This is a genomic window from Tepidibacter thalassicus DSM 15285 (assembly GCF_900129915.1).
GTDB lineage: Bacteria > Bacillota > Clostridia > Peptostreptococcales > Peptostreptococcaceae > Tepidibacter > Tepidibacter thalassicus.
Genome location: NZ_FQXH01000008.1, coordinates 149218 through 164226, shown reverse-complemented (window position 1 = coordinate 164226; position 15009 = coordinate 149218). Strand labels below are relative to the sequence as shown.

At 27.0% G+C, this 15009-nt stretch carries 19 protein-coding genes; 18 read left to right on the top strand and 1 reads right to left on the bottom strand.

The features are described 5' to 3' along the window. Window positions 1-206: 206 nt before the first annotated feature. Both BUA19_RS04860 and BUA19_RS12095 read left to right on the top strand, forming a co-directional pair. Entirely contained in the window at window positions 207-2012 is a 1806-nt protein-coding gene (locus BUA19_RS04860; protein ID WP_072724264.1) for a zinc ribbon domain-containing protein, read from the top strand. Between the two features lie 140 nt (window positions 2013-2152). Continuing rightward, on the top strand, window positions 2153-2323 hold the full coding sequence (locus BUA19_RS12095) for a YebC/PmpR family DNA-binding transcriptional regulator (RefSeq protein WP_084601956.1): 171 nt from the start codon (window positions 2153-2155) through the stop codon (window positions 2321-2323). Window positions 2324-2532: 209 nt separating this feature from the next. On the opposite strand, the gene BUA19_RS04850 is transcribed toward BUA19_RS12095, so the two are convergent. Next, window positions 2533-3201, bottom strand: coding sequence for an SIMPL domain-containing protein (locus tag BUA19_RS04850; protein ID WP_072724263.1), 669 nt, complete (start codon window positions 3199-3201; stop codon window positions 2533-2535). A 136-nt stretch (window positions 3202-3337) separates the two neighbouring features. Between BUA19_RS04850 and BUA19_RS04845 the strand changes: the two genes are divergently transcribed. From BUA19_RS04845 to scfA, 16 genes are all read left to right on the top strand, one after another. Then, the gene (locus tag BUA19_RS04845; RefSeq protein ID WP_072724261.1) at window positions 3338-3910 is read left to right on the top strand and encodes an RNA polymerase sigma factor; all 573 of its coding nucleotides are present in this window, start codon (window positions 3338-3340) and stop codon (window positions 3908-3910) included. 15 nt (window positions 3911-3925) lie between these two features. Continuing rightward, on the top strand, window positions 3926-4816 hold the full coding sequence (locus BUA19_RS04840; RefSeq protein ID WP_072724259.1) for a zf-HC2 domain-containing protein: 891 nt from the start codon (window positions 3926-3928) through the stop codon (window positions 4814-4816). Between the two features lie 149 nt (window positions 4817-4965). Then, complete coding sequence (locus BUA19_RS04835) at window positions 4966-5409, top strand: MarR family winged helix-turn-helix transcriptional regulator (RefSeq protein ID WP_072724257.1); 444 nt, start codon at window positions 4966-4968, stop codon at window positions 5407-5409. 19 nt (window positions 5410-5428) lie between these two features. Beyond that, entirely contained in the window at window positions 5429-6787 is a 1359-nt protein-coding gene (locus BUA19_RS04830; protein WP_072724255.1) for an MATE family efflux transporter, read from the top strand. Window positions 6788-6861: 74 nt separating this feature from the next. Next, window positions 6862-7056, top strand: a complete 195-nt coding sequence (locus BUA19_RS04825) for a DUF1858 domain-containing protein (RefSeq protein WP_072724253.1) — start codon at window positions 6862-6864, stop codon at window positions 7054-7056. Between the two features lie 70 nt (window positions 7057-7126). Beyond that, window positions 7127-7702, top strand: coding sequence for a hypothetical protein (locus tag BUA19_RS04820; RefSeq protein ID WP_072724251.1), 576 nt, complete (start codon window positions 7127-7129; stop codon window positions 7700-7702). An 80-nt stretch (window positions 7703-7782) separates the two neighbouring features. After that, window positions 7783-8271, top strand: coding sequence for a crossover junction endodeoxyribonuclease RuvC (ruvC, locus tag BUA19_RS04815; protein WP_072724249.1), 489 nt, complete (start codon window positions 7783-7785; stop codon window positions 8269-8271). Window positions 8272-8281: 10 nt separating this feature from the next. Further along, the gene (gene ruvA / locus BUA19_RS04810) at window positions 8282-8875 is read left to right on the top strand and encodes a Holliday junction branch migration protein RuvA (protein ID WP_072724247.1); all 594 of its coding nucleotides are present in this window, start codon (window positions 8282-8284) and stop codon (window positions 8873-8875) included. An 18-nt stretch (window positions 8876-8893) separates the two neighbouring features. Then, the gene (ruvB, locus tag BUA19_RS04805) at window positions 8894-9901 is read left to right on the top strand and encodes a Holliday junction branch migration DNA helicase RuvB (protein ID WP_072724245.1); all 1008 of its coding nucleotides are present in this window, start codon (window positions 8894-8896) and stop codon (window positions 9899-9901) included. 35 nt (window positions 9902-9936) lie between these two features. Continuing rightward, window positions 9937-11511: a SpoIID/LytB domain-containing protein gene (locus BUA19_RS04800; protein ID WP_072724243.1), complete on the top strand. Its 1575-nt coding sequence runs from the start codon at window positions 9937-9939 to the stop codon at window positions 11509-11511. A 15-nt stretch (window positions 11512-11526) separates the two neighbouring features. Continuing rightward, window positions 11527-12552 (top strand): tRNA preQ1(34) S-adenosylmethionine ribosyltransferase-isomerase QueA, encoded by a 1026-nt coding sequence (gene queA, locus BUA19_RS04795; RefSeq protein ID WP_072724241.1) that lies wholly within the window; start codon window positions 11527-11529, stop codon window positions 12550-12552. A 19-nt stretch (window positions 12553-12571) separates the two neighbouring features. Next, window positions 12572-12967 carry a phosphate-starvation-inducible PsiE family protein gene (locus BUA19_RS04790; protein WP_072724239.1) on the top strand — a complete coding sequence of 132 codons (396 nt, stop codon included), beginning with the start codon at window positions 12572-12574 and terminating at the stop codon, window positions 12965-12967. A gap of 17 nt (window positions 12968-12984) precedes the next feature. Beyond that, window positions 12985-14106, top strand: coding sequence for a tRNA guanosine(34) transglycosylase Tgt (tgt, locus tag BUA19_RS04785; RefSeq protein ID WP_072724237.1), 1122 nt, complete (start codon window positions 12985-12987; stop codon window positions 14104-14106). 15 nt (window positions 14107-14121) lie between these two features. Further along, window positions 14122-14385, top strand: coding sequence for a preprotein translocase subunit YajC (gene yajC / locus BUA19_RS04780; protein ID WP_072724234.1), 264 nt, complete (start codon window positions 14122-14124; stop codon window positions 14383-14385). A 52-nt stretch (window positions 14386-14437) separates the two neighbouring features. Continuing rightward, a complete protein-coding gene (locus BUA19_RS04775; protein ID WP_072724232.1) occupies window positions 14438-14806 on the top strand; it encodes a TIGR04086 family membrane protein in 369 nt (122 codons plus the stop codon). Between the two features lie 51 nt (window positions 14807-14857). Next, window positions 14858-15001 (top strand): six-cysteine ranthipeptide SCIFF, encoded by a 144-nt coding sequence (gene scfA / locus BUA19_RS04770; protein ID WP_072724230.1) that lies wholly within the window; start codon window positions 14858-14860, stop codon window positions 14999-15001. The last annotated feature ends 8 nt before the right edge of the window (window positions 15002-15009 follow it).

The window sequence follows — 15009 nt, the reverse complement described above, 5'->3', positions numbered from 1 at the left end:
TAAACACGACCAAAGCGAAAGTATCTGCACCAAAGAACTTGTTTTATATTAACTATGTGGGATGTAAACTGTGGAGTTTCAAATATATGAGCGTCGCCAACGAACAACGCGTTTTATATTAACTATGTGGGATGATGAAATACATAATTAAAATGAATGCTTTTTATTATTAAATATAGACAAATTGTTTACAGGGAGTAGTTAAAATGATAAGAACTATACAAGTAAAATTGCATAATCTTTCAAATTATAAACAAAATCTACTGGATAATTTGTTTCAGAATTATACAAAAGCATATTATGAAATGTTGAATTATGCTAAAGAAAATTTAGATGTTATTGAAAAAGATTATAAATTAAAAAATGGCAGTTACAAGGGTGAAACAATAGCAAAGTTTTTTAAAGGTACTGAAATTCATAAAAAATATAATTTAGAGCCTTTAGGAGATAGCTTGAAAAAAGATGTAGGTTGTAGTATAGCGAGTTACCTAGAGTTAAAACAAGCAAATGCAGATGTTAGTTTTCCTGAAACTAATAAAGATAGAATAAATGTACTTTATGAAAAAATTAATGAATTATTAAATGAAATTTCCTTTAATACATCATTATCAAAAGAACAGTGTCATAACTTAGAGCAAGAAATAAAAAATTTATATAGAAAGATTAATAATATTAATAAATATAGACCGATTTCTTTTGCACGATATGATTTTAATAGAGACGCTTGTCTTTTATATAATCCTAAAAAGAATAGTTATTATGCTAAATTATATGTATTTAACAAAATAACATCGAAAGAACATGTTAAATTATATAAACAAAAATCAATTAAACATAAGGATGATATAAAACTATATTATCTTCCTACACTAGAGATTTATAAAGAAAATAGAAGTATAGCGTATATAATAGTGCCATTAGCTTTTGGAAAATGGCATGAGCGATTTCTAAAACAGGCAAGAAAAAGAAAAATGAAATTTTGTGCAATGAAGTTAATTAAGCGTGGAGAAGATTTCTATTTAGATATTCCATTAAATGAAGATATTGAAACAAGAGCAGAAAAAAAGAAAAGATATGAAGAACAAAATAAAAATGGAGAAGTTTTAAGAAAAATAAAGAAAAAGAAGAAAGAATTTAAAAATAAATTAGGTATTGATTTGGGAATAACTAATATTGCGACAATAGCAGTATTAGATAAAGATAATAATTTATTGTTTAGTAAACAATTCAATGGAAATGAGTACAAAGAAAAATTTGAAATATTTGTAAAAAAATTAGCAATAATGCAAATGCATGGAAGTAGCAAATATCCAAGAGATAAGAAATATATATCAGGTATACTTCATAGAGTTGCTAATGAAATTATTGATTTATCAAAGAAATATGAAGCACAAATTTATCTTGAAGATTTAAACATAGATAAAAGTCATGAGAGGATAAAAAGTACTAAGAAGTTTGAAAATTTACCTAATAAGTTGGTTAAAAGAGTAGTAAAAAATATTAATAGATGGGCTTATGGTCAAATGTATAGGATATTAGTTGAAAAATGTGAAAGAGAGGGTTTACCAAAACTTATTAGATTAAATCCAAGATATACAAGTGAAAACTGTAGTAGATGTGGACACAATGAAAAAGTGGTTTCAAAAGGGGAAAGAGTAAATAGAGAAAGTCAAGAGAGATTTGTATGTAAAAACTGTGGTTTACAAATTAATGCAGATGTCAATGCAGCTATAAATATAGCAACGAAATATTCAAAGGTTGTTTCATTTAAGTCAAAAGAAGTAAATGGTTATAAAGTTATAAATCATGAATTATTTGACTTCAAAGGTATAGGCAAGGATAATATTGAAGCATTAAATGATTTTATTAATAAACTAAGAGAATACAAAAAGGAATATGATAAAATTCCTTTTGAAATAAGAAAATCAGATAAAAAATTAAGGGGTCAATATAAAATATTGAAAGATGTTGATAGAGAAGATTATGAAAACTATTATAATGTTGAAGATTAAAAAAGTAGGATAAATCCTGTTTGTTTTTTATAAAATATTGTATTGTACATCATAGTTCAGACCTTGATTTTTCAATATAAACGATGATATACTTAATTTGAATTATGGAAAATGTTTATTATGAACAATGATAAACATACATATTTAAAAAAGCAGGCTATACCTTCTCTACAGCAGAAATATTTTATATACCTCAAACTACAACTAAACTTGAATCTGAAGAGCAAGTTAAGGCTATGAATAAAATGATAGATATGATGGAAGATGACGATGATATACAAGAAGTGTATCACAACTGGGAAATGGAATAGAAATGTTTAAGTTTAAAAAACTGCTTGTCATTTTTTATTGATAAGCAGTTTTTTAATAAATTTATTTGTGAAATTTTGTATTTAAATTTTATAAGAGATATCTAAGGTTCTAAAAAATTATTGTGAAAATAAGTTAAGAGAAGCTTTAAGAGTAGCCATGGCGAACTATAAATAATTATGATATCACGAAAAATATATTTTTCGTGATATCATATCATTTCAAATATAGCTCTTACTTGAGAGTGTATTTCTATTAAACCTCCTTGTATTGCAGTTTGAGCGGTTTTGGCTGTATAAGTTGTTGGATATTTTGAATTTATTTGAGAAAAACTTGTTTCTTTAATATTAATAGGTAATTTTTTTATATTAGTTTTTAGTGTATTAGCAATATTGTTTGCTTTGTTTATGGCATTTTTTACAGCTAAATCTAAAGCTTTATTATAATATTTTTCTGGTTTAGAAATATTAAATTCAATTCCACCTTCGATATTTGCACCATTTTCAACGGCAATATCATAAACCTTTCCTGCTTTATTTATGTCTTTTATGGTAATTTTTAAAATGTGTTTTACTTCATAATTTCTAAATTCTTGTTTCCCATCTATATAATCGTAATTTTTTCTCACTGCATAATCTATAGTTTGTATGTTTTCTTCATTTATGTCGATATCGTTAAGGGATTTTATAATTTGATTTATTTTTAATGCATTTTCGGTTTGAGCTTTTTTTAAGTTTTTATCTTCAGTGATAACTCCTATTGTAAGTGTTGCTGTATCTGGTTTAACTTTTATAATGCCTATTCCATCAACTGATATTAGTCCTTCTTCATTTCTGTAATTATTAAATTTATTTTTATATTGAATCATATAAGGTAACATTTTTTGCCTCCTTGGATTTATACTGTTATTGTATTATGATTTATAGTATGATTTTTTTTGTATAAAGTGAACTTTTTTAAAAAAATTTCGTCTAATAATTGAGCTCTTTTATTATTTGGACGAAGGAGGGTTGATTGTGGATTTGAATGAGAATGAATTGATAAAAAAATGTATAAATGGAGATGTTGATGCTTTTGAAGAACTTATAAAAGCGTACAAGCAAAAGGCGTATAATATAGCTTTAAATATGCTTAAAAATCCAGAAGATGCCATGGATGTTTCTCAAGAAGCATTTATTAAAGTTTATAAATATATTAAAAATTTTAATCAGAAATCTTCTTTTTCAACATGGCTTTATAGAATTGTAATAAATACTTGTTTGGATTTTATAAAGAAAAATGAAAAAAATAGAATTTATTCTATTGATGATTTTATAGATAATAAACAAAAAGAAATTGAAGATAATTACAATAATCCAGAAGTAGTATTAGATAGAAAAGTTCGAAACCAAGAAATACATAATGCTATAAAGCAATTATCTCCTGTTCTTAAAACAGCTGTTATTTTGAGAGATATACAAGGATTTAGCTATGATGAAATTTCGAGTATAATGAATTGTTCTTTAGGAACTGTAAAATCAAGAATTAAAAGAGGAAGAGAAAATTTAAAAAAGATAATAAAAGAAAGTATGAAAATAAGTTGTTTGTAGAAAGGGGTGTAAAAAATGGATTGTAATAAATTTAATGAAAGTATTTCGGATTATATAGATGGAATGTTGAATGGTTTTGAAAAAAGAGAATTTGAAGAACATTTAGTTAAGTGTATAGATTGTAAAAATAGATATGATGAAATGGTTAATATTATAAAAAGTTTAAATGATATAGAAGAAGTTCCTTTGCCAGATAATTATGATGAAATATTGAGGAATAAGTTGGAAAAAGAAAGAATTAATATTAAAAAAATAAGTTGGGCAAAATACTTAGCCATGGCAGCTTATGTTGCAATTGTAGTATTTAGTTTAAGTATTTTTAATACTACTGAAAAGATTGATAATGTTGCACAAGAAAATATAGATATTAAACAAAAAATTATTAGCAATGATAAAGAAAAAATAGATAAAGAAATAAACGTTGCGAGCAATAATAAAACTAGAAAAATTGAGAAAAAAAATGTAAAAAAATTCATAGCAAAACAAAATGAAAATTATGATAAAAAAGAATTAAAGGAAAAAGAGAAAGAGAATGATTTAAATGTAGCTTTATTTGAATCTGAAAAAACAAAAATTGATAATGCTGATGGTAAAAATGATATTAATCAAGCCATTTTATTTAAGGCTAATATTGATTTTGATATAAACAGAGAAGAAGTTGCAAATGTTGGTGATATTATAACTATTGATTTACCTCAAAATAAAAATACAGATTATGTATTAATTTGTAATGATAAAGATAACATTGTTGAATTAATATCCGAGAGTTTAGAAGTGAGGAATAATATTGATATTCATGTGTGGAAATTTAAAGCGATAAAAGAAGGAAAATTAACTTTAGAATTTAAACAACGTAAAAAAAATGGTGTCGATAAAGTATATAAATATAATATAAGTGTTAACTAAATTTGTTTTAAATCTGCCTTGTTTGTTTTAAAAATAAGGCAGATTTTATTATTTTTGTTGACAGAATAAATAAAGTCATGTTAGACTTGTAAAAGTAAGAAATCTAACTATTAGAAATCTTATTATAAATTTGAGAAAGGATGTTTAAAATGGAAGATGTTTTAAAAAAAATTAGAGTATTTTTCTTTAAAACAGGACCAAGTATATTTAATTGTTTATTTGTAGATTTTTTTAAAAGTGAATGTAATAACTGTAATATTAAAAAGAACCAATATAAAACAATCCTTATTTTAAAAAATCATGGTCCTAAAAGCATGACAGATTTATGTAGTATGCTTCATTTAGAAAAAGGAAGTTTAACTACTATAATAGATCATCTTACACAACAAGGGTATGTAGTAAGAATTAAAGATGAAAAAGATAGAAGAAAATATTTAATAAATTTAACATCAAAAGGAATGGAATTTGCAGAGTATCAATTAAATAGGCTAAATGAACATTTAAATGAAAAATTTAAAAATTTATCTAAAGATGATATGAATAAATTTTTAGATGCTATTGAAACATTTGAATATATTTTAAATAAATTATAGATTGGAAAGGAGTTTTTTTATGGATGAAAAAAGAGAGATGATGGGGAATGAACCTATAAATAAATTGTTAATAAAATTTTCTGTACCAGCTATAATAGGTATGATTGTAAATGCTCTTTACAACATAGTTGATGGTATTTTTATAGGGCAAGGTGTAGGCCCTTTAGCTTTAGGAGGACTTACTATAGCAATGCCTATTATGCTTGTGATGATGGCAATAGCTTTTATGGTAGGAACAGGAGCTGCATCAGCTATTTCTAGAAAAATTGGTGAAAAAAATATAGAAGGAGCTCAAAAGGTATTAGGAGAAGCGATTTTTTTAAATTTAATTATAAATAGTATAGTTACGATTATTATTTTTATTTTTATGGATAAACTATTAATATTATTTGGAGCTACTGAGCTTACAATAAATTATGCTAGAGATTATATGAGTGTTATAGCTTATGGAATAGTATTAAATAGTTTTGCAATGTCAACTAATAACTATGTAAGAGCTGAAGGTAATGCTAAGGTTGCTATGATAACGATGATTGTAGGAGCTGTTATAAATATAATATTAGATGCTGTATTTATATTTGCTCTTGATATGGGAATAAAAGGAGCTGCATTGGCGACTGTTATAGCACAGATATTTAGTGCTATTTGGCTTTTACTTTATTATATTAAAGGTGATAGTATACTTAAAATCAAAATTTCAAATTTTAAATTGACAAAAGAAAATGTAAAAGAAATAATAATGATAGGAATGGCTGCTTTTTTTAGACAAATAGCAGGGAGTGTATTAATGGTTATAGTCAATAGAAGTTTAATAAAATATGGAAGTGATTATCATGTAGTTGTTTTAGGGATAATAAATAGATTTTTTATGTTCATGTTTATGCCTTTATTTGGTATAGCGCAAGGTTTTCAGCCTATAGCAGGATTTAACTATGGTGCTAAAAAATTTGATAGAGTACAAGAGTGTTTTAAGTATGCATCTTTATATGCTAGTATTCAAAGTGTAGTTGCATTTTTAGTGATGTTTTTGTTTCCGAAATTTGTAATAAGCATATTTACTAATGATGTTAACACAATAAACATAGGTGTAAATGCTTTAGAGATGATGATTTGGGGACTTCCTTTTATTGGGTTTCAAATTATAGGATCTACATTATTTCAGGCAATAGGTAAAGGTGTTGAGTCGCTTATTCTTACAATGTCAAGACAAATTATACTTCTTATACCTTTAGTATTGATATTACCTTTGTTTATAGGTGTAAAAGGGATATATTATTCATATCCTATATCGGATATTCTTTCAACTGTTATAACTTTTATATTGGTAGTTAAGGAAAATAAGATTTTTAAATTAGATGAGATTCAAGGAGAATTTTAATGATAAATTGCTGATAATTGTATTAATATATGTTAATATATTAAGTGATTATAAAATAGAGGAGGTATTTTGTTATGAAAATAACGAAAGATATGCTAATAGGTGATGTTTTAAGAGTTAGACCAGATGCAGTAGCAATACTTATGAGCTTTGGAATGGGATGTGTAGGATGTCCGTCTGCTCAAATGGAAAGTTTAGAACAAGCAGCAGTTGTTCATGGAATAAACTTAGATGAATTATTAAATAAGTTAAACGAAGGATTAGAATAATATTTTTTAGAAAAATTTGTATAAATAAAAAAGAATTGGATAAAATAACCTCTAAAAGGAGGTTATTTTTATGTTTGTGAGAAAAAGAACTTCTAAAATTCCTATTTTAATTTTTGCTTTAGTTATGTTAGTTGGAGGTTTTTACATAGGAAAATTTTTAGAAAGTACGGAAAATAAAGATGAGCAGGTTATAAAACCTATTGTGGCTGATACTGATAATAAGGAAAATGAGGTTGTATTAAAAAAAGATTCTAAATTAAAATTTACAACAAAGTATATTAAATGTGAAGATATAAGTGTAAAAGAAGAAAATATACCTGATACATTGGTGGGATTTAACAAAAAAAAATTAGAAGAGTATGTAAAATTTAAATACCCTGAGTGGAGATTAATAAGTTTTAGTGAAAAAGGAGTAGAACTTTTTAGAGAAATAGACAGTTATTGTGATAAGCACTACGAAATGAAGGAAGAAAATGGATATATAGCTATTTATAAATATGATGAAAATGGAAATAAAAATCTCGTTGAAAAAACTGAGTTTTCTATAAAATCTTTACCTTCAATAGATCAAGAACAAATTAAAGCAGGGTTAGTGTTAGATTCTCTTGAGGAATTAAATCAAAGATTAGAGGATTTTGGGAGTTAGGACTATAATTTTTATAGTCCTTTTTTATTTTTCTAAATTATTATATAATGATATAGAATATACGTTTGGGAGATGAGAAGATGATAGTATTAGGAATTGATCCAGGAATTGCAATATTGGGTTATGGTATTGTAGAATATAAAGGAAATAAATTTAAAGTTATAGATTATGGTTGTGTTGAAACATCTTCGAAATTAACTATTCTTCAAAGGTTAGAAAAAATCTATAAAGGGGTAGATATTTTAATTAAAAAATATAAAATAGATGAGGTGGCAATAGAAGAGTTGTTTTTTAATAAAAATGTAAAAACAGCTATAACAGTAGCACAAGCAAGAGGTGTTGCAATGCTTGCTTGTGCTCATAATAATGTTGCTACTTACGAATATACTCCTTTGCAAGTAAAACAGGGAGTTGTTGGTTATGGAAGAGCAGAAAAAATTCAAGTTCAAAGTATGATGAAATCATTACTTAATTTAAAAAAAATTCCGAAACCGGATGATGTTGCTGATGCTTTGGCTATTGCGATATGTCATTGTCACAGTAATAAGTTTGAGAAAATTATATTTTAGGAGTGTTAATATGTATCAGTATATAAAAGGTATTGTTGAAGAAATTAGTATTGATTATATTGTTGTAGAATCTTTTGGGATAGGATATAGAATAAATACTTCTCAAAATACTATATGTAATTTAAAAGAAGGGGAAGAAGTTAAAATATATACAAAGTTAATAGTAAGAGAAGATGATATGAGTATTTGTGGATTTAAGACAAAAGAAGAACTTAGAATGTTTGAACTTTTAAATTCTGTTTCTAAGATTGGACCAAAAGTAGCTTTAGGAATTTTGTCTTTTGTTGAGCCTAAAAAATTAGGGTCTTTTATATTGAGTGGAGATGTAAAGGCTTTATCTAAAGCTCCTGGTGTTGGTAAAAAAACAGCAGAAAGAATAATTCTTGAGTTAAAAGATAAAATAGACAAAAATAATATTGAGTTTAATTGTGTATTACGTAATGATATTAATAGAGTTTCTTTAGAAATTGAAGAAGTTGTACAGGCTTTGGTAGCTTTAGGATATTCGCTTTCTGAAGCTAAAGAAGCAGTAAATAAGTGCAATAAAAATTGTTTAGAAACGGAAGAACTTATAAAAAAATGTCTTGCGTATTTGATGAAATAATTAGAAAGAGGTGAGGGGATGTTTAGCGAAGAAGATAGAATTATAACATCTGGGATGAAGAACGAAGATGTTGATATAGAAAGTAGTTTAAGACCAAAAAGTCTTGATGAATATTTAGGTCAAGAAAAAGCTAAAGAGAAACTTAAAATATTTATTGAGGCTGCAAAAGCTAGAAATGAGCAGTTAGATCATGTTCTTTTATATGGACCTCCAGGACTTGGAAAAACAACATTATCTGCTATAATAGCGAATGAAATGGGAGTAAATATTAGAATAACTTCAGGACCTGCAATAGAGAGAGCTGGAGATTTAGCTGCTATTTTAACAAATTTAAATGAAAATGATGTTTTATTTATAGATGAAATACATAGGATAAATAGGACTGTAGAAGAAATATTATATCCTGCTATGGAAGATTTTTGTCTTGATATAATAATTGGAAAAGGGCCTTCAGCAAGATCAATAAGATTAGATCTTCCTAAATTTACTTTAATTGGAGCTACTACGAGAGCTGGGATGTTGACATCTCCTTTGAGAGATAGATTTGGAGTTATATGTAAATTAGATTTATATAAAATTGATGAGCTTTCTAGTATAGTAAAAAGATCAGCAAAAATATTAGGTTCGCCTATAGATGAAAATGCAGCAATTGAAATAGGGAGAAGATCTAGGGGAACTCCTAGAATTGCCAATAGACTTTTAAAAAGAGTAAGAGATTATGCTCAAGTAAAAGGAGATGGAACAATTACTAGTGAAGTAGCAAAATCAGCACTTGAGCTTTTAGAGATAGATAAACTTGGACTTGATTACGTTGATAAAAAATTAATGCTTACTATTATAAAAAAATTTAATGGAGGTCCTGTAGGGCTTGATACATTAGCTGCTGCAATAGGAGAAGATAGAAATACAATAGAAGATGTATACGAACCTTATTTGATACAGCTTGGATTTATTGATAGAAGTCCAAGAGGAAGGATTGCAACTTTTAATGCATATGAGCATTTTAATATTCCTTATAAGAAGTAGGAAATAAGTATTTTTTAGATAATGGGGGACATAAAATGTGGAAATATAAACTAAAGTTTGTTAATATAGTTAATGTATTCTTGTTAATTAGTTTGTTTTCTTTTAATTCTTTTGCGGTTGTTAATGTACCTGAGTATATAAAAATAGGACTTAAATATGCAAGTTCTGCTCCTGCAAGTGTTACTTTAAAATCAAGTACTGGTTTTAAAGTAGGAATTATAGAAAATGATAATGTAAATGATTTGATGTATATTGATGATAGTGTTATTGAAGTAAAAAATGAACAAGCTTTATATTATTTAAAGGTTGGAGAAGAATTTGATACAATAGAAGATGCTTTAAGCTTAAAAAATGAGTTGGAAAATAAAAATTTAAATACATATATATATTATGATGGTAATTTTAAAGTGTATTTAGGAAGTTATTTAGAAGAAGAAAAAGTTTTAGAAAAGAAAGAAGAGCTTGAAGAAAATTTTTCGGAATATAGTTTTGAAATAGTTAGTTCAGATGATAATTTAGTTGAAATTTTAAATGAAAATAATGATATTATTTTCATTTATGATTCTAGTAAAGACATATGTATATATTCAGAAAATGATATTATTTCTGTTGATGGAAAAAGATATAGAGGAAGTATTTTGTTCAAAAGAATAGACAATAATAATATGATTGTGATTAATAGATTGAAGCTTGAAGAATATTTATATGGAGTTGTTCCAAAAGAAATGTCAGGAAGTTGGCCTATAGAAGCCTTAAAAGCTCAAGCTATTGCTGCTAGAAACTATGCAATAATGAATATGGGAAAATACAAAGATTATGGATTTGATTTAACTGATGATATAAATTGTCAAGTTTATGGTGGATACGATGCAGAACATCCTAATAGCAATAAAGCAGTAGATGAAACTAAAAATGAAATTATGATTTATAATGGAAAAATTGTAGATGCTCTATATCATTCTAATAGTGGAGGCAAAACTGAAAATTCTGAAAATATATGGTCTAATAAGGTACCGTATTTAAGAGGGGTTGAGGATTCTTATTCTATAGGGTATCCAAATGATAATTGGAGTATAAGTTTAACCAAAAGTGATATACAAAGTAAATTATATCAAAGCAACGTAGATATAGGAGAACTTTTGGATATAAGAATAGAGAAAGTATCTAAAAACGGAAGAGTATTAAAGTTGAAATTTATAGGAACTAATGGAGAAAAAGAGTATATTAAATCTTCTACTAGAAGTATATTAGGACTTAAAAGTACTTGGTTTGATATAAAAAAAGAAGGAAGTTCTAACGGAGGTAATAGTTTTTTTATATGTTCAATTGAAGGCAATGAGGAGATAAATGATATGACAGATATAAAACTTATTACTTCTGATGGGATAAAAAGTATAAATGAAAATATTAATTTGTATTTAAGAGGAGATAATAACACTAAGGAATTTGTTTTTTCTGAACAAAGTGTAGAAAAGTATGTTTTTAATGGCCATGGCTGGGGACATGGGCTTGGTATGAGTCAATGGGGAGCTAAAAAAATGGCTGAAATGGGATATACATATAAAGATATATTAAAACATTATTATACAGGAATAGAAATTCAAAATTAGAAAGGAAGTTTAAATTTGAAAACAAGAGATTTTTATTTTAATTTACCAGAAGAACTAATAGCTCAAAGACCTTTAGAAAAAAGAGATGAATCAAGACTTATGGTACTTGATAAAAATACAGGAGAAATTGAGCATAAAATATTTAAAGATATACTTGATTATTTAAAAGAAGGAGATTGTTTGGTTTTAAATAATACAAGAGTATTACCTGCAAGACTTATAGGTGAAAAGTTAGATACAAAGGGAAAAATGGAATTTTTGCTTTTAAAAAGAATAGATATAGATACTTGGGAGGTTTTAGTTAAGCCAGGAAAAAGGGCTAAAGTAGGTACTAAATTTTCTTTTGGAAATGGAAAATTAATTTCTGAAGTAATAGATATAGGTGAAGAAGGATCTAGGATTGTAAAATTTAGTTATGATGGAATATTTGAAGAAATATTAGATGAGCTTGGAAGTATGCCTTTACCACCTTATATAACAGAAAAGTTAGAAGATAAAGAAAGATATCAAACAGTATATTCAAGGCATGAAGGTTCAGCAGCAGCTCCTACTGCAGGACTTCATTTTACAAATGAACTTTTAGAAAAGATAAAACAAAAGGGAGTGGAAATTGCATTTATAACACTTCATGTTGGGCTTGGAACATTTAGGCCAGTGAAAGTAGAAAATATTTTAGAACATAAAATGCACTCTGAATTTTATATGATAGAAAAGTCTGAAGCTGATAAAATAAATAGGTGTAAAAAACAAGGTGGAAGGATAATTCCGGTTGGAACTACTAGTTGTAGAACTTTAGAATCAGCAGTTGATGAAAATGGAATATTAGAAGCTAAAAGTGGATGGACAGATATATTTATATATCCAGGATATGAATTTAAAATAGTAGATGCTTTAATAACTAATTTTCATCTTCCAGAATCAACTCTTATAATGCTTGTAAGTGCATTAACTGGAAAAGAAAACATATTAAATGCCTATAATGTAGCAGTTAATGAAAAATACAGATTTTTCAGCTTTGGAGATGCTATGTTCATAAAATAATATTCAAAGAGGTAAGTTGATGAAAAAGATTAAGGCGAAAAATTTTATTTTAAAATTAAGCCATATTTTTGAAATTGCTTTGGCTGTAGTAATATTATTTAAAGTTTTGCTAGGAGCTTTTGATTTATTTAGAGTTATATGGGATTCTTATGTAAGTAATATAGCAAGTCCCGTTGCTTATTATGAATTTGAGGCATCATTAGGACATGCTCTTTTATTAGTTATAGGAGTAGAACTTGTCATAATGCTTGTTCTTCATACTCCAGAAAGTGTAATAGATGTTCTTTTATACGCTATAGCTAGAAAACTTTTATTAATACCTAAAGATAAAGGAATGATAGAGGTTTTAATAGGAATAACAGCTATAGCTGGATTATTTGCTATTAAAAAATATTTGTTTATTAAAAAAGATTAACGAAAGGAAGAGAATATATGTCAGCAATAAGATATGAACTAATAAAGACTTGCAAACAAAGTGGAGCAAGACTTGGAAGAATTCATACTCCGCATGGAGTAATACCTACACCTATATTTATGCCTGTTGGAACTCAAGCAACAGTGAAATCTATGACTCCAGAAGAACTTAAAGAGATTGATGCGAAAATTATTTTAAGCAATACATATCACTTATATATGAGACCAGGACATAAGTTAGTTGAAAAAGCAGGAGGGCTTCACAAATTTATGAATTGGGATAGAGCAATTCTTACAGATAGTGGTGGATTTCAAGTGTTTAGCTTAGGACCACTTAGAAAAATAACTGAAGAAGGTGTTGAGTTTAGATCTCATCTTGATGGATCAAAACATTTTATAAGTCCTGAAAAAGCAATAGAAATTGAAAATTCATTAGGAGCAGACATTATAATGGCATTTGATGAGTGTGCACCATATCCTGCTAGTAGAGATTATGTTAAAAATTCTCTTGAGAGGACTACTAGATGGGCTAAAAGATGTAAAGATGCACATAAATATCCAGATAGACAAGCTTTATTTGGAATAGTACAAGGTGGAATGTATAGAGATTTAAGAGAGCAGTCTGCGAAGGAGATAATGGAACTTGATTTTCCTGGATATGCTGTAGGAGGATTAAGTGTTGGTGAGCCTAAACCTCTTATGTATGAAGTTTTAGAATATACAACACCTCTTCTTCCAAAGGATAAACCGAGATATTTAATGGGGGTTGGAAGTCCAGATGCTTTAATTGAGGGAGTTATAAGAGGTATAGATATGTTTGATTGTGTTCTTCCTACTAGAATTGCTAGAAATGGTACAGCGATGACTAGCCATGGAAAAGTAGTAGTTAGAAATGCAAAATATGCAGAAGATTTTTTACCTCTTGATCCAGAGTGTTCTTGTTATACTTGTAGAAATTATTCAAGAGCATATATAAGACATTTAATTAAAGCTAATGAAATATTAGGTGCAAGACTTATAACTTATCACAATTTATATTTCTTGCTTAAATTAATGGAAAATGTAAGAGAGGCAATAATGGAAGATAGACTTTTAGATTTTAGAAGAGAATTTTTCTCAAAATATGGATATGAACTTTAAAAGGAGGGAGATAATATGCAACAATATTCAGGTTTAATAATGCCTATTGCTTTTATAGCCATATTTTACTTTTTGCTTATAAGACCACAACAAAAAAGAGAGAAAGAACTCAAAGAAATGAGAGCTAATTTAAAAATTGGAGATGAAGTAGTTACAATAGGAGGACTTGTTGGAAAAGTGTTTAATATAACAGAAGATATTGTTACCGTTGAAGTTGGAGGAGATAAAACAAGACTTCATGTTGAAAAATGGGCAATAGGAAAAGTAAAAAATAAGTAATTTAAAAGCCTTCCTGCGAATATAATTTTATAAAAGCAGGGAGGTGTTTTTTATGAATAAAGCTATTAATTTATTAAAATCTTTGGGATATTCTTATTTTATTACAATATTCCTCATATTAATTTATAATTTATTTTTAACTTATACGCCTTTGAAATCTTCAAGCATATCATTTGTAACGTCTTCAATAATTACAATAGGAGCTGCATGTGCTGGGTTTTATATGGCGTATAAAAATTCTTCAAAGGGATTTTTATATGGTATGTTATCGGGTGCATTATATATTTTTTTCATAATAATTATTTACTTTTTAATACAAGATAATTTTAAATTTGAAGGAAATATGATTTATAAAATATTATTAGATATTATAGCTGGAGGAATAGGTGGAATTATTGGTGTTAATATGAAAAAAGATTGATTTATAATAAATTTGTGGTATAATCAATAGGGAATCTTTTAATAGGAGGGAATGTTGATGAAGCATGTAAAAACACTATCAAAAGCTACTTTAAAGAAAAGTGCAGCAAAAGGTGGATGTGGAGAATGTCAAACTTCATGCCAATCAGCTTGTAAAACTTCTTGTACAGTAGCTAATCAAGAGTGCGAAAGATAATTATACAT